20 protein-coding genes and 2 pseudogenes are annotated in these 22,392 nt (G+C 71.3%); 7 read left to right on the forward strand and 15 right to left on the reverse strand.

Annotation, left to right across the window (positions count from 1 at the left end; all coding sequences use genetic code 11):
- The first annotated feature begins 244 nt into the window (after positions 1-244).
- Entirely contained in the window at positions 245-868 is a 624-nt protein-coding gene (locus ACTMVF_RS12055) for a TetR/AcrR family transcriptional regulator (protein ID WP_441270967.1), read from the forward strand.
- Between the two features lie 228 nt (positions 869-1,096).
- A complete protein-coding gene (locus ACTMVF_RS12060; RefSeq protein WP_441270968.1) occupies positions 1,097-1,411 on the forward strand; it encodes a hypothetical protein in 315 nt (104 codons plus the stop codon).
- 15 nt (positions 1,412-1,426) lie between these two features.
- On the opposite strand, the pseudogene ACTMVF_RS12065 reads toward ACTMVF_RS12060, so the two are convergent.
- From ACTMVF_RS12065 to ACTMVF_RS12090, 6 genes and pseudogenes are all read right to left on the reverse strand, one after another.
- A pseudogene (locus tag ACTMVF_RS12065) lies at positions 1,427-2,359 on the reverse strand (IS5 family transposase).
- A gap of 53 nt (positions 2,360-2,412) precedes the next feature.
- On the reverse strand, positions 2,413-3,693 hold the full coding sequence (locus ACTMVF_RS12070) for an HRDC domain-containing protein (protein WP_441270969.1): 1,281 nt from the start codon (positions 3,691-3,693) through the stop codon (positions 2,413-2,415).
- 267 nt (positions 3,694-3,960) lie between these two features.
- Positions 3,961-4,482, reverse strand: coding sequence for a hypothetical protein (locus ACTMVF_RS12075; RefSeq protein WP_441270970.1), 522 nt, complete (start codon positions 4,480-4,482; stop codon positions 3,961-3,963).
- 97 nt (positions 4,483-4,579) lie between these two features.
- Complete coding sequence (locus tag ACTMVF_RS12080; RefSeq protein ID WP_441270971.1) at positions 4,580-5,779, reverse strand: putative T7SS-secreted protein; 1,200 nt, start codon at positions 5,777-5,779, stop codon at positions 4,580-4,582.
- Between the two features lie 10 nt (positions 5,780-5,789).
- Positions 5,790-6,101, reverse strand: coding sequence for a WXG100 family type VII secretion target (locus ACTMVF_RS12085; RefSeq protein ID WP_441270972.1), 312 nt, complete (start codon positions 6,099-6,101; stop codon positions 5,790-5,792).
- Between the two features lie 178 nt (positions 6,102-6,279).
- A complete protein-coding gene (locus ACTMVF_RS12090; RefSeq protein WP_441270973.1) occupies positions 6,280-6,987 on the reverse strand; it encodes a hypothetical protein in 708 nt (235 codons plus the stop codon).
- Between the two features lie 200 nt (positions 6,988-7,187).
- On the opposite strand from ACTMVF_RS12090, the gene ACTMVF_RS12095 reads away from it, so the two are divergent.
- Positions 7,188-7,373 carry a hypothetical protein gene (locus ACTMVF_RS12095; RefSeq protein ID WP_441270974.1) on the forward strand — a complete coding sequence of 62 codons (186 nt, stop codon included), beginning with the start codon at positions 7,188-7,190 and terminating at the stop codon, positions 7,371-7,373.
- A 242-nt stretch (positions 7,374-7,615) separates the two neighbouring features.
- On the opposite strand, the gene ACTMVF_RS12100 is transcribed toward ACTMVF_RS12095, so the two are convergent.
- Positions 7,616-8,278, reverse strand: a complete 663-nt coding sequence (locus ACTMVF_RS12100; RefSeq protein WP_003997051.1) for a response regulator transcription factor — start codon at positions 8,276-8,278, stop codon at positions 7,616-7,618.
- Positions 8,279-8,522: 244 nt separating this feature from the next.
- On the reverse strand, positions 8,523-9,197 hold the full coding sequence (locus ACTMVF_RS12105) for a DUF3000 domain-containing protein (RefSeq protein ID WP_441270975.1): 675 nt from the start codon (positions 9,195-9,197) through the stop codon (positions 8,523-8,525).
- 104 nt (positions 9,198-9,301) lie between these two features.
- Here ACTMVF_RS12105 and hemE point away from each other — a divergent pair, with 104 nt between their 5' ends.
- Entirely contained in the window at positions 9,302-10,369 is a 1,068-nt protein-coding gene (gene hemE / locus ACTMVF_RS12110; protein WP_441270976.1) for a uroporphyrinogen decarboxylase, read from the forward strand.
- Between the two features lie 6 nt (positions 10,370-10,375).
- On the opposite strand, the gene ACTMVF_RS12115 is transcribed toward hemE, so the two are convergent.
- Entirely contained in the window at positions 10,376-11,197 is an 822-nt protein-coding gene (locus ACTMVF_RS12115) for a rhomboid family intramembrane serine protease (protein ID WP_441270977.1), read from the reverse strand.
- A 125-nt stretch (positions 11,198-11,322) separates the two neighbouring features.
- On the opposite strand from ACTMVF_RS12115, the gene ACTMVF_RS12120 reads away from it, so the two are divergent.
- Positions 11,323-11,652: a hypothetical protein gene (locus ACTMVF_RS12120; protein ID WP_441270978.1), complete on the forward strand. Its 330-nt coding sequence runs from the start codon at positions 11,323-11,325 to the stop codon at positions 11,650-11,652.
- A gap of 95 nt (positions 11,653-11,747) precedes the next feature.
- Here ACTMVF_RS12120 and ACTMVF_RS12125 read toward each other — a convergent pair whose 3' ends face one another.
- The gene (locus ACTMVF_RS12125) at positions 11,748-13,157 is read right to left on the reverse strand and encodes an FAD-dependent oxidoreductase (protein WP_441270979.1); all 1,410 of its coding nucleotides are present in this window, start codon (positions 13,155-13,157) and stop codon (positions 11,748-11,750) included.
- A 27-nt stretch (positions 13,158-13,184) separates the two neighbouring features.
- Entirely contained in the window at positions 13,185-14,204 is a 1,020-nt protein-coding gene (locus ACTMVF_RS12130) for a DUF4349 domain-containing protein (protein ID WP_441270980.1), read from the reverse strand.
- Positions 14,205-14,365: 161 nt separating this feature from the next.
- Between ACTMVF_RS12130 and hemG the strand changes: the two genes are divergently transcribed.
- Entirely contained in the window at positions 14,366-15,826 is a 1,461-nt protein-coding gene (hemG, locus tag ACTMVF_RS12135; protein WP_441270981.1) for a protoporphyrinogen oxidase, read from the forward strand.
- A 5-nt stretch (positions 15,827-15,831) separates the two neighbouring features.
- Complete coding sequence (gene hemQ, locus ACTMVF_RS12140) at positions 15,832-16,563, forward strand: hydrogen peroxide-dependent heme synthase (RefSeq protein WP_094222354.1); 732 nt, start codon at positions 15,832-15,834, stop codon at positions 16,561-16,563.
- A gap of 127 nt (positions 16,564-16,690) precedes the next feature.
- Here the strand turns inward: hemQ and ACTMVF_RS12145 are convergent, their stop codons facing one another.
- The 4 genes and pseudogenes from ACTMVF_RS12145 to ACTMVF_RS12160 all read right to left on the reverse strand — a co-directional run.
- Positions 16,691-18,364: an alpha/beta hydrolase gene (locus ACTMVF_RS12145; RefSeq protein WP_441270982.1), complete on the reverse strand. Its 1,674-nt coding sequence runs from the start codon at positions 18,362-18,364 to the stop codon at positions 16,691-16,693.
- 124 nt (positions 18,365-18,488) lie between these two features.
- Positions 18,489-19,286 (reverse strand): TIGR04222 domain-containing membrane protein, encoded by a 798-nt coding sequence (locus ACTMVF_RS12150; protein WP_441270983.1) that lies wholly within the window; start codon positions 19,284-19,286, stop codon positions 18,489-18,491.
- Between the two features lie 88 nt (positions 19,287-19,374).
- Entirely contained in the window at positions 19,375-20,160 is a 786-nt protein-coding gene (locus tag ACTMVF_RS12155; RefSeq protein WP_441270984.1) for a DUF4142 domain-containing protein, read from the reverse strand.
- Positions 20,161-21,219: 1,059 nt separating this feature from the next.
- Positions 21,220-21,642 (reverse strand): annotated as a pseudogene (locus ACTMVF_RS12160) (endonuclease); the annotation flags it as partial.
- Positions 21,643-22,392 lie beyond the last annotated feature (750 nt).

Consider the following 22,392-nt stretch of genomic DNA (forward strand, 5'->3'; position numbering starts at 1 on the left):
CACCCGGACGAGCACGTCGTGCTCCCCCACGGTGGGTTCGGGGACGTCCGCCTCCTGCAGCGGCTCCTTGTACTTGGCGACTACGAACGCTCGCATGGGGCGCCACTCCTTGTCTTCGTCCTATTTATCCAGGCATGAGGCCAGATCGGCCAATTCGGCGTGACACCTAGGGCCTCGCCTCACTCCAACAACCCGAGTACACTCAACTATGAGTCTACTCAGAATTATTGTCAAGGGAGGTCCCATGGGACGCGGCCACATGCCGATCGGGCGCCGCGAGCGGGCCAAACAGGCCAAGCGCGAGCGCATCATGACCGCAGCCCGCGAACTGTTCGCCGAACACGGCGTCAGCGGGGTCACGACACAGCAGATCGCCCACCGGGCCGACGTCGCGATCGGCACTCTTTACCTGTACGCGTCCACGAAGGCCGAGTTGCTGATCATGGTGCAGAACGAGAAGTTCGCCGCCGCCATCGATTCCGGCCTCGCCGCCGCGAACGCCGCCGTCGGTCAGGGCGTACTGGAGCCGGTCGTCGCTCTCCTCCGTCCCGTGGTGGAGTGCCTGAGGGAGCACACCGAGAACGGCCGCACATACCTGCACGAACTCGTCTTCGGCGACCCGGCCGAGCCCTACCGGCAAGCGGGTCTAGCCCTTGCCGGCCGCCTCGAGGACGGCATCACCGGCCTGCTCACCCGCGACGAGTACATCGATGCCGCCGACGCGGCGACGCTGGCGCGGGTGATCACCGCGATCATCCACATCAGCACCACCGCCACCCTGTACCTGCACCGGAGTGACGAAGCCGTCCTCGCCGACATCCGCGACCAGATCGACGCCACCCTGGCGCCCCACCACCGCGCGGCATGACCACTCGCTCCACGAGCCAACCATCGAACACCCTGGCCAGCCGCCGGGCGAGGGGTGGGACGCGACCAGCCAAAGATCACCCGCAGTCCCCGTACGAGAGACCCCTCCTACGGCGACTAGGACTTGTCCGGCCGATCACCGGGTTTGCGTAGTTATAGACGTGCGATGCAGCGGGTGTCATGATCACGCTGTCGTCGGGCGTGGGGCCCGGTACCCAGGGGAGAAACCGTGAAGCTGTACCTCGCCGTGCCCCTTGTCCTGTTGGTGCTGCTCATCGCCGCCTCCGGTGTTGCGGCGGTGACCAGCGGCTGGGTGCTTCCCATGAACCGGCGCCATGTTCGCGCACCGCGGATCTATGGCTGGGGTCAGCTGGTGGTGGCCTTTGCGCTGTGCTGGCAGCTGGTTTTCGGGTTGATGATCAGCGATTCCGGTGCTCGGCCGTCGGGAACGCTGATCGGCGCCGCGATTCTCCTTGCCGGCCTCATCATCATGATGGTGGGTCAGCTCGCCGGTGGTAACCGCAAGGGCGGCGGCACACCGTGAACCCTGTCCGAGCGGTCATGTTCGGAGCCAGATGACAAGGGCAGCTGCTGTGGCGGTGCCAAGGAAGACGTAGCCGCGCTTGTCATAGCGCGTGGCTACGGCCCGGGACTGCTTCAACCTGTTGATCGCTCGTTCGACGGTGTTGCGCTTCTTGTACCGCTCTTCGTCGAAGCCTGGTGGCCGTCCGCCGCGCGAGCCTTTGCGCAGGCGGGCGGCCTGGCTGTCGGACTTCTCCGGGATCGTGTGCTGGATGCCCCGGCACCGCAGGTACTCGCGGCACGGGCCGTTGCTGTATCCCTCATCGGCCGCCACGCTGTCGGGCTTCGTGCGAGGCCGGCCCGGACCGACCCGCGGAACGCGGGCCTTTGCCGGCACCGTCTGGAACTGGGTGCAGTCCGCCCGCTGTCCGCCAGTGACGACCAGGGACAGCGGGCGGCAACGGCCGTCCGCGCTCAGGTGGAGTTTGCTGGTGAACCCGCCCCGCGAGCGGCCCAGGCCCTCACCTCCTGCACCACCTCCACCAGCCGGACGAGCAGGCATTGCCACGGTGTTTCGCCCTGGTGTTCTGCCGCTTCGGCCCCCTTTGACGCGGGCACCGGCGGCGGATCCGTCCTGGCACCGGCCGCGTGCTGATGGGCCCGCACGATGGTGGAGTCCGCCGAGATGGCCCAGTCGACCTCGCCCGCGACGTCGGCAGTGGCTTGGACCTGCTGCAGCAGACGCTCCCACGTCCCGTCGGCCGACCGCAGTCGGTGGCGTTCATAGACGGTCTTCCAGGGGGCCGAACCGCTCGGGGAGATCCCGTCACTGCACTCCGGTTCGCACCCGATGCAAGATCCCATCGATCACCTGTCGGTGATCCCGCCATCGGCCACAACGTCCATTGCTCACCGGCAGGAACGGCCGCAACCGTTCCCACTCGACATCAGTCAGATCGCCCCGCCCCATGCCCACAGGAACGACCCAGGCACGGGGCGGTCACATGATCCCTCGGACAGCGCCTAGGCGGACAAGGCAGCAACCAGAACCGGCGTGACCTGCTCAACCTGCCAAGGCCGGGCCCCATGACCAGCCAGCACCTCCGCAACAGCCTCCGCGTCGACAACCTTCGGCGGCTCCCAACAAACCCGCCGCACCGTATCCGGCGCAATCAAGTTCTCCTGAGGCATGTTGAGCTGCTCGGCCAGCGCAGAAACCGCGGCCCGAGCCGCAGAGAGCCGAGCCGCCGCAGCGGGGTCCTTGTCGGCCCAGGCCCGCGGCGGCGGAGGTCCCGTCACCGGCTGCCCAGGGGCGGGCAACTGCGCGTCGGTCAACGCCTTCGCGCGATCCACCGCAGTCTGCCACTGCTCCAGCTGCCGCCGCCCCATCCGATGCCCGAACCCATTGAGCCCGGCCAGGGCATGCACATTCGCCGGCAAGGAGAGCGCGGCCTCCACAATGGCCGCGTCACTCAGCACCTTGCCCGGCGACACATCCCGCTTCTGAGCGATCCGGTCCCGCGTCTGCCACAGCTCCCGAACGACAGCGAGCTGCCGACGCCTGCGCACCTTGTGCATCCCGGACGTACGCCGCCACGGATCCTTACGCGGCTCGGCAGGCGGCGCAGCCGCAATCGCGTCGAACTCCTGGCGCGCCCATTCCAGCTTCCCCTGCCGGTCCAGCTCCTTCTCCAGCGCGTCGCGCAGATCGACGAGGAGCTCGACGTCGAGCGTCGCGTACCGCAGCCACGGCTCGGGCAGCGGGCGGGTCGACCAGTCGACGGCCGAGTGCCCCTTCTCCAGGACGAACCCGAGCACGCTCTCGACCATCGCGCCGAGGCCGACCCGGGGGAACCCGGCGAGCCGCCCGGCCAGCTCGGTGTCGAAGAGCCGGGTCGGCACCATGCCTATCTCGCGCAGACAGGGCAGGTCCTGGGTGGCCGCGTGCAGCACCCACTCCACGCCGGAGAGCGCCTCGCCGAGCCCGGACAAATCGGGGCATGCCACGGGGTCGATCAGTGCGGAGCCCGCGCCCTCGCGGCGCAGCTGCACGAGATAGGCGCGCTGGCCGTATCGGTAGCCGGACGCGCGTTCGGCGTCGACGGCGACAGGGCCGGAGCCCGCGGTGAAGGCGGCGATCACCTCGACGAGCGCGGCCTCGTCGGCGATCACGGGCGGGATGCCCTCGCGGGGCTCCAGCAAAGGGATCGGCGCCTCCGTAACAGAAGATCCGCCGTCGTCCGGAGGGGCGCCTCCGGTGGTTCGCAGTGAACTGTCTGCTGCGGTCTCTTGGGCGTCGGTCACATGTCAAGGGTATCCGTAACGATGAGCGTCTGACCTGCGGGTTCTGGACACGTTGGCGCTGACCTGCGGAAACACGTCTCGTCGTTTCTCGCGGCTTACCGGTGCTTCTCGGCCACGCGTGCCCTCGATGTGCCCCGCAGATGGCCGTAATCCGCCGAAAGCGGCCCATCTCCACCACCGGGTAGCCGTGGCTCAGGTTCCCGTGACGCTGCGTCCGCGATGCCTCCCCGCCCGCCCTCCGGGCGGACGGGATTGGTCGGACGGCCCCTACCCTTCCGGGTTGGCGGTGGCCGGGCGGAGGGTGGAGAGGAAGGCCTGGAAGTCCTCGAGGACTTCTTGGAGCTGGCTCGTCCTCGCCGTCAGCGCGATCTCGATCTCGGCGCGTTCACTGCGCCGCTGCGCGTTCTCCAGCACCAGGATGAACTGGCTCTGCGCGAGCTCCATCGGCTGCCCGTTGACGGTGGCCTGGATGCGCAGGTTCTGCACGATCCCCGGGGCGTCGATGAGGCCCGGCGCCGGCGAGGTGCCCACCTCGGTGCGCTTGACGATGTCGACGGCGCCGACGTTCTCGCGCAGCCGCCGCACCGACTCCTCGGCGAGGCCGTGCAGGCTCGACGGGCCCTCGAGGGTGTGGCCGGTGACCGTGATGTTCGGCATGAAGCCCTGGCCCCGGGAGGCCATGTGCAGGGCGACGAAGGCGGCGTGCGGGGCGCCGACCTCGTCCGGGGGTGCCGACTGCCAGCCCTGCGGGAGCTCGATGGTGAGCGGGACCGGAAGTGTGCCCGGCATGGTGGATCAACTCCTTGCGGTACGGGTTCTGACGGTACGGGAAGCGGTGGGGGAGAGACGACGGCGGGGAGCCCCGGGCGGGGCTCCCCGGGGCGGGTCAGTCGAACCAGTCCCCGACCGCGTCGACCGCGTCGCCGGCCGCGTCGGTGATCTTGCCCGGGTCGATCTCGATCTGGCCGCCGAGCTTGCCGCCGACGCCGACGGCGACGCCCAGGTCGCCGCCGATGACGAACTTGCCGTCCTTCATGCCGGCGTCGAAGTGGGCCTCGGCACCGGCGCCGGCCCACGCCTCCGCCGTGCCACCGACGCCGACACCGGCGACGGAGGCGTGCGCCTCACTGGCGGCCTTGGCACCGACGAAGGCCTCGCCGCCGACGTGGACGCCGTCCGTGCCGATGGAGCCCTTGACGCCGGCCTCGGCGCCCACGTACGCCTCGCCCTTGCCGGAGGCCTCGAACAGACCGGCCGAGTACTTGCCTTCGGCCGCGGCCTGGGCGAGATAGGCCTTGCCGGATGCCTGTGCGGTGGCGTTCCCGTCCACGAGGCCCACCCCGGCGGAGGCATCGACGCCGAGGAGGTTGACGCCGGCCTTGCCGGAGACCTCGCCGCCCGCGAAATCACCGCGGCCCTTGGCCTCGGCGCCCCAGACCTTGGCGTCGGCGGTGACGGAAGGGCCGGCCACGGTGACGCCCGGTCCCTTGCCCTCGCGCAGCGCTTCCCGCTGCTGCTGCGTCATGTTCTTGTGGTCGCCCCAGGCCCCGATGGTCCGTGGGTCGCGTGCCCGTTCCAGCTCGAAGACCTGCTTGGACGTCGCGCCTGTGTTGTCCTGCGCCGCTTCGGAGGCCCAGAAGAGCCAGTCGGGCGCGTTGTCACCCTCGCCACCCTGCGCCTTGAACTTGTTGGCCGCCGTGTCGCCCTCCGCCTGGACGTGGGCGCGCGCTGCCTCCAGCAGTTGCTCACCGCCGCTCTCGTCGCCCCCTTCGTACAGCCGGATGGCGTCTTCCGCCTGCCCCTGGGCCCACGTGAGGGCCCTGGCGTAGGCCCGCAGTGCCCCGGCGGCCGCGCTGAGGGAATCCGAGCCGCGGTACCACTTCTGCTTCTGGCCCGAGAAGTCCTCCCAGAAGGCGTCGCTGGCCTGTCCATGCCAGCTGGAAATGCGAACGGAGCCGAGCTCGTCCCCGATGCTGTCGAGGGTCTTCGCATGGCCGTCGAGCTTGTCCGCGTCGTCTGTGAGCTTCGACGGGTTTCCCGGGATCAGTTCGCGCGGGTCCTGGGTGGAGCCGAGTTGTGCCGCCATTGCTTCCCCGTCAGTAGCTCTGGCCGGCGACCGCGGGCCCGGCGAAGTGGTTCTGGGACTCCCGCTCGGAGCGCTCGTAGGACGCGGCGTTCTCGTCCAGCTTCTCCGCCGAGTTCTCCCCGTCCTCCTTCATCGGGCTCTTGATGGCCTCCATCCAGGTGGCCATCAGCAGGCCGAACTCCTTGGCCGCGTCGCCGTGGCCGAAGTCGCCGCTGGAGTCCCCGAGTTCGTCGAGCTTCACCTTGTCGCTCTTGCCCACGGAGTCCTTGATCTTCTTGGCAGCCGACCGCAGCTCGGATGGCTCGACATCGAACTGGCCCATCCGCTCCCCCCTCTACGTCCGAGAGGGTGCGAACGCACGTCCGCACCCTGATTGTTGAGAACGTCGACAGGGTCTCTCACCAGCAAGGACGCAGCGTCACCGCCCCTGGCCATCACCATGATCCCTACCGGGAAGCTTCATAGTGCGATCGAATCGTGTGCCTCAGGAGGGGCGGGTGCTACGGCGCCTGCGGAGGCCGGACGGGCGACATGATTCCCAAGTGGCCGACGGCATCGGCGAGATACTCAAGGGGCTCTTCGAACGTCTCACTCCGCAGCGCGGTCCCCTCGCGCCAGGTGATCAGCTGACCGTCGTGGAGGCGGAGCGGCAGCTCCAAGGCGCGAGGGTCGGACGTGAGGAACTCCGCCAGGCCGCCGAGCACAATGGGCCGGGCGCGCTCCTCGTCGCGGGAGACGATGTGGAAGTCCTCGTCGAGCTGCGGGATTCCCACCTTCATGGCCCGTCCCCGCTGGATGGTGTCGAGCCAGCCGTCTCGGTAGACGCGCAGGTCCGGAACCTCCACGCCCAGGTTCAGGGCCCAGACGGAGTGGACGACGACGTTCGTCGTGTTCGTGTCGATGTCGCTGTTGTAGTAGCGGTACTCGAAGGCGCGGAAGCCGAATCCGCGGTGCGTGCCACTGACGACGTTGTCCCCCGGGATGCCGCTGGCCTTGAGCGGGAGCGGCTCGGACCCCTGGTACGCGTCGACGAGGCTCGGTGCCAACTCCTCGAATGTCCACCCGCGGCTCTCGGCGAACGACTGCAGCTGCACGTACGCCTCTTGTTCCTCGCGCTTCTTGCGGGCCTTGCGCCGTTGCAGCCACACGACGAGCGTCGTGAGGGCGCCGCACCACAGGAGGAACAGGACTGCTTCCAATCCACTCATGGTGCCAGCATCCCCCGAGGCCTCTCTCCGGGCTCACCCCCCTGGCGCTCCATCACAATCCGCACCTCGTGATCACACACTTCCCACGCGTCCGCCCAGGTGGCAGCCCCGTGGCGTCCCTAGGCTGAACCGAGCCGGAGCCCCCGGCCCGCAGGTGGCTGTGCGGGTGAGGGGCGCCATATCACCGGAGAGGGGACGTTTTGGCAGAGAAGTGGACGGGCGGGCGCAGCATCGCCGAACACGGGCTGAGTGACAAGAAGTTCACGCTGGTCGTCGGCGACAAGGAATATCCGCGTCGGGTCGCGCTGCCTGTCATGGGCGGGGTGCTGCTGGTAATGGGCGGGTTCTTCGCCGGCGTGCTCTGGCTCGTGTACGGGGGGAAGTAGGAGCCCCCGCTAGTGATCTTCACTTGGAACGGCACCGCATGGACAGCGCCCGCCGACGGAACGTTCCGTCGGCGGGCGCCTGAGGGTCGTAAACCAGTCGGTCGGCTGAAAGGTCCGGTCCACGACAGATGGGGGACGCGGGCGGGATCAGCGGCCGATCCCGTTCACGTCAGGGAATGATCAAGTGTTCGAATGGGGTGCGGCGAGGCTCAGTCGGTGGCGGTGGATGTCGTGGGCGGATGTCAGTGGATGATGCCGGTTCGCAGGGCCACGGCGACCATGCCGGCGCGGTCACCGGTGCCCAGCTTGCGGGCGATCCGGGCGAGGTGGCTCTTGACGGTCAGGGCGGACAGGCCCATCGAGACGCCGATCGCCTTGTTCGACTGGCCCTCCGCCACCAGCCGCAGCACCTCGACCTCGCGACCGGACAGCTCGCGGTAGCCGCCCGGGTGGCTCGGGGCACCCGGGTGGCGACGGTGCATACGGGCGGCGGCGGCGCCGATGGGGGCGGCACCAGGCCGGGTGGGGAGCCCGACGTTGGTGCGGGTGCCGGTGACGACGTAACCCTTCACACCGCCGGCGAGGGCGTTGCGGACGGCTCCGATGTCGTCGGCGGCGGACAGGGCGAGGCCGTTGGGCCAGCCCGCGGCGCGGGTCTCCGACAGGAGGGTGAGGCCGGAGCCGTCGGGCAGGTGGACGTCGGCGACACAGATGTCGCGGGGGTTGCCGATGCGGGGACGAGCCTCCGCGATGGACGAGGCCTCGATGACATCGCGCACACCGAGCGCCCAGAGGTGGCGGGTGACGGTGGAGCGGACGCGTGGATCGGCCACGACCACCATGGCGGTCGGCTTGTTCGGGCGGTAGGCGACCAGGCTTGCGGGCTGCTCGAGGAGAACGGACACCAGGCCTCCTGGGTGCGGGGACGGCTTTCAAGGTCACAGTCGTCTTCGGCACCAAACCCATGGCCCTTTAGGGAAAGATCACGATTTAGTGAGTAACAATCGGGGCAATTCAGACACATGGTCGATCGTTCGGCGATTGAATCGGTTCGATCAAGGTCGATTCCTGACCGAAAGTGGCCGTATCGACAAAGTGATGGTCAAGTGTGTGGCGGTTCGGCCGCCGCACGGTTCGAGCAGGTGGCGGTCAGCGGGACTGCGGATCGCGACGCTGCGGCAGCGTCACCACCGACGCGTCGCCCGGGCCCGCCGGGGGCAGACCCGCGACCTGGGCCAGCAGGTCGCACCAGGACGCCAGGTGGGCCGCGGTGTCCGGAACCCCGCCCAGGCCCTCGCGGGGCGTCCAGGAGGCACGGATCTCGATCTGTGAGGCCGCCGGGCGCTCGGCCAGGCCACCGAAGTAGTGGGAACTCGCGCGCGTGACGGTGCCGCTCGGTTCGCCGTACGACAGCCCGCGCGCCTGGAGCGCACCGGTCAGCCAGGACCAGCACACGTCGGGCAGCAGCGGGTCGGCGGCCATCTCCGGCTCCAGCTCCGCCCGCACCAGGGTCACCAGCCGGAAGGCACCCCGCCAGGCGTCGTGCCCCGCGGGATCGTGCAGCAGCACCAGGCGGCCGTCGGCCAGGTCCTGGTCACCGTCGACGACGGCGGCCTCCAGCGCGTACGCGTACGGAGCCAGGCGCTGGGGCGCCTTCGTCTGCTCGACCTCGATCTGCGGCCGCAGCCGCGCGGCCCTGAGCGCGTCGACGGCGGCCCGGAAGGGCGTCGGAGCCGTACTGCTCCCGTCCAAGTCGCCCTCCTTGGCGTCCTTTGCGTCCATTCCGCCAGCGCCGTCCGACAGTCGTTCCTGAGCCGCAGCCATGCCGGGAAGATTAAGGGGAACGGGGGCTTCGTGCAGGGAGAGACACCCGGACAACACGGCAACCCCGACGCCGGGCCCTGCGCGGCCGTGCGAGACTTGCCCCCGTGAGTGCCAACCAGACGCCGCCGCCAGCCACGCCCGACGCAGTCAAGGATTCAGCCTTCCTCAAGGCGTGCAGGCGTGAACCCGTGCCGCACACGCCCGTGTGGTTCATGCGGCAGGCCGGGCGCTCCCTGCCGGAGTACCGCAAGGTGCGCGAGGGCATCCCGATGCTCGAGTCGTGCATGCGGCCCGAGCTGGTCACCGAGATCACCCTGCAGCCCGTGCGCCGGCACGGCGTGGACGCGGCGATCTACTTCAGCGACATCGTCGTCCCGCTCAAGGCCATCGGTATCGACCTCGACATCAAGCCCGGCGTCGGCCCGGTCGTCGAGAAGCCGATCCGCACCCGCGCCGACCTCGCCCAGCTGCGCGATCTCACCCCCGAGGACGTCTCGTACGTCACCGAGGCCATCGGCCTGCTGACGCGCGAGCTGGGCTCGACCCCCCTCATCGGTTTCGCGGGGGCACCTTTCACCCTTGCGAGCTACCTCGTAGAGGGCGGCCCGTCCCGCACGTACGAGAACGCCAAGGCGATGATGTACGGCGACCCCGAGCTCTGGGCCGACCTGCTCGACCGCCTCGCCGACATCACGGCCGCCTTCCTCAAGGTCCAGATCGAGGCCGGCGCCTCCGCGGTCCAGCTCTTCGACTCCTGGGTCGGCTCCCTCGCCCCCGCCGACTACCGGCGCTCGGTGATGCCCCACTCGGCCAAGGTCTTCCAGGCGGTAGCCGGGTACGGCGTCCCGCGCATCCACTTCGGCGTCGGCACCGGTGAGTTGCTGAAGCTCATGGGCGAGGCCGGCGCGGACGTCGTCGGCGTCGACTGGCGCGTCCCGCTGGACGAGGCCGCCCGCCGGGTCGGCCCCGGCAAGGCGCTCCAGGGCAACCTCGACCCGACCGTCCTGTTCACCACCCCCGAGGCGGTCGAAGCCAAGACCCGCGAGGTCCTCGACGCCGCGGCGGGCCTGGAAGGCCATGTCTTCAACCTCGGCCACGGCGTCATGCCGTCCACCGACCCGGACGCGCTGACCCGGCTCGTCGAGTACGTCCACACGCAGACGGCCCGGTAGCAGCGCTCACCACGTGTGGGGCCGCGCCCTCCTGCCGAACAGCAGACCGCGCGGCTCCGGTGGCGGCGGCGTCCCCGGCTTGAGCGGATAGGCGAGCGCCATGCCGGCCAGGAAGCCCACGATGTGCGCCGCGTACGCCACCGTGCCCGCGTCGGAGACGCCCTCGCCGTTCGAGTACACCGCCTGCAGCACGAACCAGAAGCCCAGCACCAGCCAGGCCGGCAGCCGCAGCGGCAGGAAGATCAGGAACGGGACGAGGACCCACACCCTGGCCTTCGGATACAGCACCAGATAGGCGCCCAGTACGCCCGCGATGGCCCCGGACGCGCCGATCAGCGGGTCGGCGGAGTCGTCGTTGAGGAGCGCGAAGCCGTACGACGCCGCGTAGCCGCAGGCGACGTAGAAGAGCAGGTACCGCACATGGCCCATGCGGTCCTCGATGTTGTTGCCGAAGATCAGCAGGAAGAGCATGTTGCCCAGCAGATGCAGCCAGCTGCCGTGCAGGAACATCGCGGTGAAGACGGACAGCACCGGGGACTTGTCGTACTCCGGCGCGCCGATCACACAGCCGGGGCCCTGGGCGCCCACGGCGACCTCGCCCGTGGGAACCATTCTCGGCAGCTGGTCGTGGATCAATTCCCTCGGCACCGCCGCGTAGTGGTCCAGGAACGCGTGCAGATGGCACAGCTGCGCCAGGCTGCTCTCACCGGCCACGGAGCCGGCGATGCCGGGCGTGGACAGAAACACGTAGACATTGGCGGCGATCAGCGCGTATGTCACCCAGGGCGTGCGGCGCACCGGGTTCACGTCATGGACGGGTATGACCACGAGGGTTTTCTGCCCGGGATACGTCCGGCGAATCGGTGAACGCCGTCGCTCGGGCGCGCGTATCTGTTCTCAACCGCCCGCGGCACGGGGAAGGCGGGTCGCGGGGACTACGTGAGGAACAGGCGATGAACGACCGAGTTACTCCTCCGATGCACGCGTTGCCCGACGGGGAGGCCGAGATCTCCGTGGTGGTGCGGCTGCCTTGGGAAGACGTGGCCCGGCTGGGTCAGGAGGCCGGGCGGCTTGCTTCGCAGATGCAGCGGCCGGTGACCCTCGATGAGGCGGTGAGTCATCGGTTGCGCTCCGTGCGGGGGGCTGCGCATGCGAAGCCGGCGGGGGAGCAGCCCGCTGCCGCGATGCCGCCGAGTGTGAGTGCGTCCGTGTCGTCGTTGCCCTCTCGGCCGCCGACTGAGCAGGCTCGGCAGGCCATTGAGAGGATCAACGGATCCGCCTGAACGCCGTAGGGGTGCGGGTACTTCGGCGACTCCAGGCCGTCTGTGGCTGGTCGCGCGGTTCCCCGCGCCCCTGAGGGCGTTGGCCGCGCCCCTCGTCATGAGTGTCCGGCGTTTACCGCCTTTGTCGCCTTCCTGGCCGCCACCAGCACCGGGTCCCACACCGGCGAGAACGGGGGCGCGTATCCCAGGTCCAGGGACACCATCTGCTCCACCGTCATCCCCGCCGTCAACGCCACCGCCGCGATGTCCACCCTCTTGCCCGCGCCCTCCCTCCCGACGATCTGTACGCCGAGCAGGCGGCCCGTTCGGCGTTCGGCGAGCATCTTGACCGTCATCGCCGACGCGCTCGGGTAGTAGCCGGCGCGGCTCGTGGACTCGATCGTCGCCGTCACGAACTGCAGGCCCGCCCTGCGCGCGTCCTTCTCGCGCAGGCCCGTGCGGGCGATCTCCAGGTCGCAGACCTTGCTGACGGCCGTGCCGACCACGCCGGGGAACGTGGCGTAGCCGCCGGCGGCGTTCGTGCCGATGACCTGGCCGTGTTTGTTGGCGTGGGTGCCGAGGGCGATGTGGCGCTCCTGGCCGGAGACCAGGTCGAGGACCTCCACGCAGTCGCCGCCCGCCCAGATGTTCTCGTGACCGCGCACGCGCATCGCCAGGTCGGTGAGCAGGCCGTCGTGGTTGCCGAGGGGGAGGCCGGCCGCTCGCGCGAGCGTCGTCTCCGGGCGTACGCCGATGCCCAGGACGACCACGTCCGCCGGGTATTCGGCCTCCTCCGTGGCCACTGCGCGGACGCGGCCGTCCTCGCCCGTGAGGATCTTGGTGACCTCGGCGTCGTTGACCATGGTGATGCCCAGGCCCTCCATGGCCTCGTGCACCAGGCGGCCCATGTCCGGGTCGAGCGTGGACATGGGCTCGCTGCCGCGGTTGACGACGGTCACCTCGTAGCCGCGGTTGATGAGGGCCTCGGCCATCTCGACGCCGATGTAGCCGGCGCCGACCACGACCGCGCGTCGGCCACGCGTGCGTGCCAGCGTGTCGATGAGGGCCTGGCCGTCGTCGAGGGTCTGCACACCGTGCACGCCGGGGGCGTCGACGCCCGGCATGTCCGGGCGGATCGGGCGGGCGCCGGTCGCGATGACGAGTTTGTCGTACGACGTCCAGGACTCGGCGCCGGAATCGACGTCACGCGCGCGTACCCGGCCGCCGGCCACGTCGATCTCTACGACCTCCGTCCGCATGCGCAGGTCGATGTCCCGCGCGCGGTGCTCCTCGGGTGCACGGGCGATCAGCTGGTCGCGGTCGGGGACGTCGCCGCCCACCCAGTACGGGATGCCGCAGGCCGAGTAGGAGGTGAAGTGGCCGCGTTCGAACGCCACGATCTCCAGCTCCTCGGCGCTCCTCAGGCGCCGCGCCTGCGATGCCGCGGACATCCCCGCGGCATCGCCTCCGATCACGACCAGTCGCTCTCGTGTACCCCGCACACCCCTCGCAGCGCTCATGTTCATGCGAACACGCTACGAGGGCCGGGCATTTCAGTCCTGCTCGCCGCCCTGTTCGCCGCGCTCGTCCCCCGCGCGCGTGGGCCCGGGTGCCGGGTAGGCCGTCGGCAGCGGGCCCAGGGCCGTCGTCGCGGGCGCCGTGGCCGGGCGGCGCGGCAGCCGGGGCCGCAGGACCTTCAGCCACAGCAGGACGATCAGCGCCGCCACCGCGGCGAAGGGCAGCACGGCGCCGACCGCCACCGCGAGCCAGCGCAGCATCGTCACGAACGCGTTCCAGCCGCCCGCGAGCGCGTCCAGGAAGCCGGGATCGTCGTCCTTCGCGACCTTCTTCACCGGCGTCTCGGACAGCGACAGGGTGATGGTGGCCAGGCTGGTGCGGTCCTTCAGGGACGCCTGCTGGGCGAGCAGCGCCTCCAGGTCGGCCTGGCGGGTGCTCAGCTCGCCCTCCAGCGTCACCACGTCGCTGAGCTTCGTCGCCTGGTCCATCAGCTCACGGATCCGGGCCACGCTGGCGCGCTGCGACTTGATGCGGCTCTCCACGTCGACGACTTGGTCGGTGACGTCCTGCGCCTTGGCGCTGCGCTCGATCAGCTTGCCCGCGCCCTCCAGTTCCGCGAGGACCTCGGCGTACCGGTCGACGGGCACGCGCAGGACGACGCGGGTGTGCTCGTGGCCCTCCTCGTCCCGGGTGGTGGTCTCGTTGCCGACGTAGCCGCCCGCGTTCTCGGTGGTGGTGCGGGCCTCGTCCAGGGCCTTCGGTACGTCCTTGACCTGCACGGTCAGCGAGGCGGTACGGATGATGTGGCTCGCGGTGACCTTGGGCGGCGCGGTGGCCTTGTCGGCGTCGGAGCCGTAGCCGCCCGGGGCGCCCTCCTTGGCGCCCGACTTCGCGTCCCCCTGGGACTCCGCCTGCGCGGCCTCGTCCCCGGCGGCGGTGCTGCCGCCCGAGTCGTCCGAGGCGCTGCAGCCGGTGAGCGCCAGGGCCGTCGCCAGCAAGAGGCCGGCGAGGGCCTGAACGGGTCGTACCGATCGTGTGGATCGTCGTGCGCGCATGTGGGCGTACCCCCGAGGGTCGTCGTGACGACTGACGCTTCTTCGACGCCCGGAGGGGGCGGGACGTTGGCGGGGAACGGTCCCGATGCGGTCACGGTCGGGACTCGTGAAGGACACCGGGGCCGGGACGGACTGTCAGTGGGGTCTGAGAGGCTGTGGACATGCGCGAAGTGGAGACTCGTACGGGTACGGGCCGGGTCGTCGTCATCGGAGGCGGAATCGCCGGGCTCGCCGCAGCCCACCGGCTGCTGGACGCCGGCCGGCAGGTGACCGTCCTGGAGGCGTCGGACCGGGTCGGCGGCAAGCTCCTGCCCGGCGAGATCGCGGGCGTGCGCGTGGACCTCGGTGCCGAGTCGATGCTGGCCCGCCGCCCCGAGGCCGTCGCCCTCGCCCGCGAGGTGGGCCTCGCCGACCGCCTCCAGCCGCCCGCCACCTCAACGGCCTCGATCTGGACCCGCGGCGCCCTGCGCCCCATGCCCAAGGGGCATGTGATGGGCGTCCCCGGCACCGCGTCCGCCCTCTCCGGGGTCCTGTCCGACGAGGGCCTGGCCCGCATCGAGCGCGACGCCGACCTACCGCGCACCGAGGTCGGGGACGACGTGGCGGTCGGTGAGTACGTGGCGGCACGCCTCGGCCGCGAGGTCGTCGACCGCCTGGTCGAACCCCTGCTGGGCGGCGTCTACGCGGGCGACGCGTACCGCATCTCGATGCGCTCGGCGGTCCCGCAGCTCTACCAGGCCGCGCGGACGCACGACTCCCTGACCGAGGCGGTCCGCGAGATCCAGGCCAAGGCCGCGGCCAACCAGCAGACCGGGCCGGTGTTCATGGGCATCGAGGGCGGCGTGGGCCAACTCCCGCTCGCCGTCGCGGAGTCGGTGCGCGCCCGGGGCGGCGAGATCGTGACCGGGGCGCCGGTGACGGAGCTGAGTCGCGAGGCGGCCGCCGGGTGGCGTGTCGTCGCCGGTGACCGGGTGCTGCACGCCGACGCGGTCGTGGTCGCCGTACCCGCTCCGGCCGCCGCCGCCCTCCTGCGCGCCGAGGCCCCCGAGGCCGCCGCCGAGCTGGCCGGCATCGAGTACGCCTCCATGGCCCTGGTCACCCTCGCCTACCGCCGCGCCGACACCGACCTCCCCGCCGGCAGCGGCTTCCTCGTGCCGCCGGTCGACGGGCGCACCATCAAGGCCTCCACGTTCGCCTCCCAGAAGTGGGGCTGGATCGCCGACGAGAACCCGGACGTGGTCGTCCTGCGCACCTCCGTCGGGCGGTACGGCGAGACGGAGATCCTCGAGCGCGACGACGACCGTCTCGTCGACGTCTCGCTCCGCGACCTCGAGGCGGCGACGGGCCTCGCCGCCACCCCCCTCGAAACCCGCGTCACCCGCTGGACCGACGGTCTGCCCCAGTACCCGGTCGGGCACCACGCGCGCGTGGCCCGCATCCGGGAGCACGTCGCCAAGGTGCCGGGCCTCGCCGTGTGCGGCGCGCAGTACGACGGCGTGGGCATCCCGGCGTGCATCGCGAGCGCGTATGCCGCGGTGGACCAGATCCATGGTGACCTGAGCGGTGTGGAGGAGCTCACCGCGAACCCGGTGCAGAGTCTGCACGGCGGAGCGGGAGAATAGGGGACATGAGTGACGACGCCCCCACCACCGAGTCCGGCAGGATCCCGAACAAGGGCAAGCTGGCCAAGGACCTCAACGAGGTCATCCGCTACACCCTCTGGTCCGTCTTCAAGCTGAAGGACGTGCTCCCCGAGGACCGCGCGGGCTACGCCGACGAGGTCCAGGAGCTGTTCGACCAGCTCGCCGCCAAGGACGTGACGATCCGCGGCACCTACGACGTGTCCGGTCTGCGCGCCGACGCCGATCTCATGATCTGGTGGCACGCCGAGACCAGCGACCAGCTGCAGGAGGCGTACAACCTCTTCCGCCGCACCAAGCTGGGCCGCGCCCTGGAGCCGGTCTGGTCGAACATGGCGCTGCACCGTCCCGCCGAGTTCAACCGCTCGCACATCCCGGCGTTCCTCGCCGACGAGACGCCGCGCAACTACGTCAGCGTGTACCCCTTCGTGCGCTCCTACGACTGGTACCTGCTGCCCGACGAGGACCGCCGCCGCATGCTCGCCGACCACGGCAAGATGGCCCGCGGCTACCCGGACGTGCGCGCCAACACGGTCGCCTCGTTCTCGCTGGGCGACTACGAGTGGCTCCTGGCCTTCGAGGCCGACGAGCTCTACCGCATCGTCGACCTCATGCGCCACCTGCGGGCTTCCGAGGCCCGGATGCACGTCCGCGAAGAGGTGCCGTTCTTCACCGGGCGCAGGAAGTCGGTGGCGGAGTTGGTGGCGGGGCTCGCCTGACCTGGTGCGGTGAGGCGGGGGCGGCCGGGGTCCGGCCCGCCGCGCAGCGGCAATCAGACGCCCCCCCCGGAAGATGCAGCACCGGCGCCGGAGGTCGGTGGCGGAGCCGGTGGCCGGACTCGCCTGATCAGTGCGGTAGCCGGGCGGCCGCGGCATGCTGGGGCCGGCCGCCCGGGTTCGTGTCGGTCTGCCGGCGCAGCTTCTTGGCCTCGGGGTCGCCCGGGCGCTCCGGCTTCGGCTCGGGGTGCCCCTCGCACGCCGCCCGTCGAGCCGGGAGGCGGCCCTCCAGCAGGTAGGCGTCGAGGTGGCCGTTGACGCAGGCGTTCGGGCCGTACGCGATGCCGTGCGTGCCGGCGTCCCGTTCGGTCACCAGGACCGAGCCCGCCAGGCGCCGGTGCATCTCCACCGCCCCCTCGTACGGCGTGGCCGCGTCCCGCTCGGCGGCCAGGATCAGAATCGGCGGCACCTCACCCGGCCCGGTCCGCACATCGAGGGGCTCCTGCCGGGGCGCCTGCCAGTAGGCGCACGGCAGGTTCATCCACACGTTGTCCCAGGTCTCGAACGGTGCCACGCGCGCGAGCCGCGTGTTGTCCCGGTCCCAGACCGCCCAGTCCGTCGGCCAAGGCGCGTCGTTGCACTCCACGGCCGTGTACACCGCGCTCGAGTTCTCGTCCTCTGCCGCCGCCTCCGTCACCGGTGCGGCCAGCTCGACCAGCGGCTTCGGGTCGCCCTTCAGATACGCCGACAGCGCCTGCGCCCGCGCGGGCCAGTAGTCGTCGTAGTACCCGGCCTGCAGGAACGCCTCCTGCAACTGTCCCGTCCCGATCTTCCCGCCCGCCGGCTCCACGGCCAGCCGCGCCCGCACCTTGTCGTAATTGCGCATCACCTCCTCGGCGGTGTCACCGAGCCCGTAGACGTCGTGGTGCTTGGCGACCCACTCCCGGAAGTCCTCCCACCGCCCTTCGAACGCGGCCGACTGGGCGAGGTTGTTGCGGTACCAGACCTGCGCGGGGTCGGGGTTCACAGCCGAGTCGAACACCATCCGCCGTACGTGCGACGGGAACAGGGTCGCGTACACCGCGCCGAAGTAGGTGCCGTACGACGCGCCCATGAACGTCAGCTTCTCCTGGCCCAGCGCGGCGCGCAGGACGTCCAGGTCACGGGCGTTGTTGAGGGAGTTGTAGTGCCTGAGTGCGCTGCCCGTGCGCTGGGCGCAGCCGCGGGCGTAGGCCTTCGCGCGGGCGATGCGCTCCTTCTTGTACGCCTCCGAGGGGTACGTCGGCGCCTGCGTGGGCCCCTTGAGGGAGTGCTTGGGGTCCTGGCAGGACAGCGGTGCGGAAGGTCCCACTCCGCGCGGGGCGTAGCCGACGAGGTCGTACGCGCCCGCCAGTCGCTTCCACGCGGGCAGGACGCCGATCAGCGGGAAGTGCAGGCTGGAGGCGCCCGGTCCGCCTGGGTTGTAGACCAGGGCACCCTGGCTCGGCACGCGGCGCTTGCTGTTGTGCGGGTCCTTGTGGGTGGCCCGCACCCGGCTGACGGTGAGCTTGATCTGCTTGCCATCGGGATGCGCGTAGTCGAGCGGGACGGACACCGTGCCGCACTTCACGTGGCCCGGCAGCTCCTGCTTCTTCGGGCAGCTTCCGAAGGTGAGGCCTGCCGCCTTGGCGCGCGCCACGGCCACCGCCGTGCCGCGCCGCTCGTCCGCGCCCGGGACGGCGGCCCCGGTGCTGCCGGCCGGGGCGGCGGAGAGGGCCGTCAGGAGCATGGCCCCGGCGGCCGAGTAGAGGGCGGCAGCTCTCATCGCGTATCCCTTCGCAGCACGGCAGCAACAAAAGGGATATTTCGTTTGTCTGTTGGTGAAGGCAAGCACCACCCTGCCGGTGTCGGCGTCAATGCCCCCTATGCGTCACCGAGGCCGCGAACTGTCAGTCGCTCCAGCGCGATGCCTCATGGTGCGGCTCGCGGTGCGTGAAGGCCGCACGCAGGTCCGGCTCGCCGATCGCACGCACGCCCCGTACGGCGACGGAGGTGAGGAACGTACGGTCGCCCCCGCCCCGGGAGCGCCGGACCAGGCCGCTCAGCAGGCGCTGCCCCGCCGGGGAGGCCCATTGCGCGTAGGGGTGGATCTCGATGCGGGCGATGGCGAGGCAGCTCAGGGTGAGCACGAAGGGGAGCGCGAACCAGAGGGCGACCAGATGCGCCGGCATGTCCGACTGGGCCGGCGCCAGCAGGGCGACCGCCCCCAGCGCCGGCACGACCACCGCGGCGAGCTGCACCTGCCGGATCGCGGCGGCGATCCCGTTGCGCGTCCCGTCCGGCACGGCGAGGCCCGCGCTGACCAGCCGGTCGGCGAGGCTGCCGACCGCGTCGGCGGCGGCCGCGGCGTCCCGCACCGGCTCGATCCGGGACTGGCCCTGAGGCCCGATGGCCCCTATCACCGAGCGTTCCATCTCGTCCCGGCCCCGCGGATCGACGACCGTCGCCCAGCCGGTGCGCGCGAGCAGCAGCCGCCGTTGCCGCGCCATGGAGACGAGGGTCAGATCGGCGACCCGCCGGGGGCCCCCGGACAGGAACGCGGCCTCGTACAGCGTCAGATCGTGTCCCCGACCTGCGGTCGCCTCTTTCGTTTCCGCGGCCGCGGCGTGTACGGCGGCCAGACACAGCCGCGTGCACGCCGTGCCGGCGACGGCCCAGGCCAGCAGCAGGAGAAGGACCCAGAACATGCCGCGTTTCTATGCCAAAGGCTCTGTGGAACGCCATGCCTTGTTCAGAATGCGGACGGAGAGTTGCCGGGATGTGACGTTCCGGATTTCAGGAGCCGGGCGCTCGTGGGCTGGTGGCGGCCGGCGGCAGGGTGTACGTCGGCGACGGGGGCGGGGTCATCGGGACGGCCGGAGCGGGGTCGGCGGTGGGGCCGGGCGGGCCGGGGGAGGGGGTCAGGGGAGGCGTGCTGTCGGCGACCATGTCCCGGACCAGGGCGTCGAAGTCGACGTAACCGGTGGCCTCCAGGACCGTGATGTGGTCCAGCACCGTGGAGTTGGCGTCGTCGGCGAGCTCGCGGACGAGGGAGTTGCGCGTACTGGCCCGCACTTGGGCGACGACGGAGAACACCTTGCCGTGCGCCAGCCGCAGGATGTTGGCGAACTGCCGGTCGTACTCGACGCCTTGGGCCGAGTCCAGGGCAGCCAGCCACTCCCGTTGCTGCTCGGTGGGCTCGTTGGGCAACTGCAGGCTGAGCTTGGCGGCGACGTCACGCACCCGCTCGTCCAGGAACGCGTGCCCCTCGATCAGGTGCTGCCCCGCGGTCCGTACGGCCGGTGTGACGCCCTTCTGCTGGGCCTGCCGGCCGGCCGGCAGCTCCCACAGTCCGGCCAGCCGGACCTTCGTGATGAAGTCGCGGTCGAGGGCGGACAGCGGCCCGTATCCGGTCGAGACGGTCTCGGCGTTGAATACGTCCAGTCCGGTCCCGGACCGGTCCTCGTACGACCAGATCGGGAAGATCATCGCCAGCAGTGTCGCCGTCAGGCCCGTGATGATGAGTCCGGTGCCGCTGAAGATGCCTCGGCCGTTGATGGGGGGTCGCGGTCGCGGTCGCATGGTGCCTCCTGTTGCGGCACCGCACGTTAGTGCGCTTCGGGGATGGGATTGGCATATTACTTCGGGGTACGTCGGGGTCTACGCCAACTGCCGTACCGGAGCGAATGGTTGCAACGGGGGTGGTTACGGGCGAATGGGGGAGGAGAGGGGGGAGGCGTACGGTGGTAAAGCCGGATGAAACGGGTGTGCCGGCCATCTCGCGGGCTGAGGTGTTAACCCCGGCACACTGGGAGGGACGGGGGCGTCCAGCGGGGGAGCGGGAGTTGGCGTAGGCGGGGTCGCCAGGTTGTGGGTGCGGGGCGGATCGCGTGGGGGCCGCTCAGCAACGGGATCCGCTGCGCCGCGCACAGCTCACGCGCCGTGCCGGGCGACCCACTGCGCGCCGTGCCGGGCTCCCTCTGCGCGCCGCTTCGACTCCAACTGCACGCCTTCCGCCGCCCGCTGCGCGCCGCTACGGCGACACCTCCGCGCCGCCGGGTCGCCAGGCTGCCTAAATTTCCCGGCTGCCTCGTCTCCCCCGTCTCGTCGGGCCCCCGCTCGGTGGGTCCCCCAGCCCCGTTTCCCGGCCACCGGGCCGCCTCAATCTCCTGGCTCGTCGGTGGCCCGGCCGCCTCAGTAGCCCGGTCCTGTCGGGCCTCCGCCCCGTCGGGCCCCGGCTCGGTGGTTCCCTCGCCCCGTCGGGCCCCCGGCTCGGTGGTTCCCCGACTCGGTGCGTCCCCAGCCCAGTTTCTCGGCCGCCTCAATTTCCCGGCTGCCCCGAGCTCCTGGCCTCGTCGGTGGCCCGGCCGCCTCAGTTCCCCGATCCCGTCGGGCTCCCGTCGAGCCCCCAGCTCCGTGGATCGCCAGCCCGGCCCTCGGCCCCCGGCCCGGCCCCCGGGCCCCGGCCCCGGTCACGTCCGTCCCGCGCCGGCCGTAGCCCGCTCACCGCCGCAGCAGCACTCGCCGCGTGGCCCGGGCCAGCCGCACCCCCGGCCCTCGGCCCGGCCCCCGCCCTCGGCCCCCGCCCCCGGCCCTCGGCCCCCGGCCCCGGTCACGTCCGTCGCGCCGGCCGTAGCCCGCTCACCGCCGCAACAGCACTCGCCGCGTGGCCCGGGCCAGCCGCACCCCCGGCCGCCGTGACCGTGGCCTCGGTCCCGACCGCTCCAGCCACCACTCCCGTACCTCCGCCCGTACCCGCGGGTCCCCGAGTCGACCCTCGGCCAGCAGATACCCGGCGAAGTCCAGCGCGTCACGCCGATAACCGTCGGTCATCGGGTGCCCGTGGCTGTACGCGAGGAACGCCCGCCGATACCCGGCCCCGAGGATCACCGGCAACTCCGGCGCGACCTTCGCCACGACGTCCGCCCGCTTCCCGGCGAGCGCCCGCGCCTGCACGCCGAGCCGCACCCGGTCGAACCCCTCCGGCACGGGCGTACCGGCGACGAGCGCGGACAGCAGCGCGGCCTGCGCGAGGGCGAGGCGCTGCCGGGCGGGGTCGACGGATGCCCCGGCCGCGGCCCCCGCCGGCTCGCGCACGGCGTCCGCCTTACGTGCCGACTCCTGCTCGCGCGCGGCTTCCTCTGAGGCACCCTCCGTGGGCGCCGAGCCTTCGGCCGTCTTCGTCGCCGACGCCCCGCCCGCGAATTCCCTCTTCCTGGGCGCTCCTTCCGAGCGAGCCGTCTCCTGCTGCCGCGCTGCCTCGGGCGGGGCGCCCTCCGCGGGCGCCGAGCCCTCGGCCGTTTCCGTCGCCGACGCCCCGCCCATGAGTGCCTTCTCCCTGGGCGCTCCTTCCGAGCGAGCCTGCTTCTGCTCCCGCGCCGCCTCCCGCGAGGCCCCCTCTGCAGGCGCCGACCCCCCAAAGGCCTCCGCCGACGACCCCCCGCCCGCGAACGCCCCCTCCCCGGAAGCCTCTCCCGAGCGAACCACCTCCGCGGCTGACCTCCCCCCGGACGGCCCGCCCGCGGTCCGCCCTCCCGCAGTCGACGCTCCGGCTGTCGGCTCACCTGCGGTCGGCCCACCCGCAGTCGACGCTCCCGCAGTCGGCTCACCCGCGGTCGGCTCGCCCGCGGTCGGCTCGCCTGCGGTCGGCTCACCCGCGGTCGGCTCACCCGCGGTCGGTTCGCCCGCAGTCGACGCTCCCGCGGTCGGCTCACCCGCGGTCGACGCTCCCACAGTCGGCTCACCCGCGGTCAGCCCTCCCGCAGTCGGCCCACCCGCAGTCGGCCCACCCCCAATCGCCCCCTCCGCAGACGC

Origin of the sequence: Streptomyces sp. SD31 (assembly GCF_052068475.1) — a bacterium.
Lineage (GTDB): Bacteria > Actinomycetota > Actinomycetes > Streptomycetales > Streptomycetaceae > Streptomyces.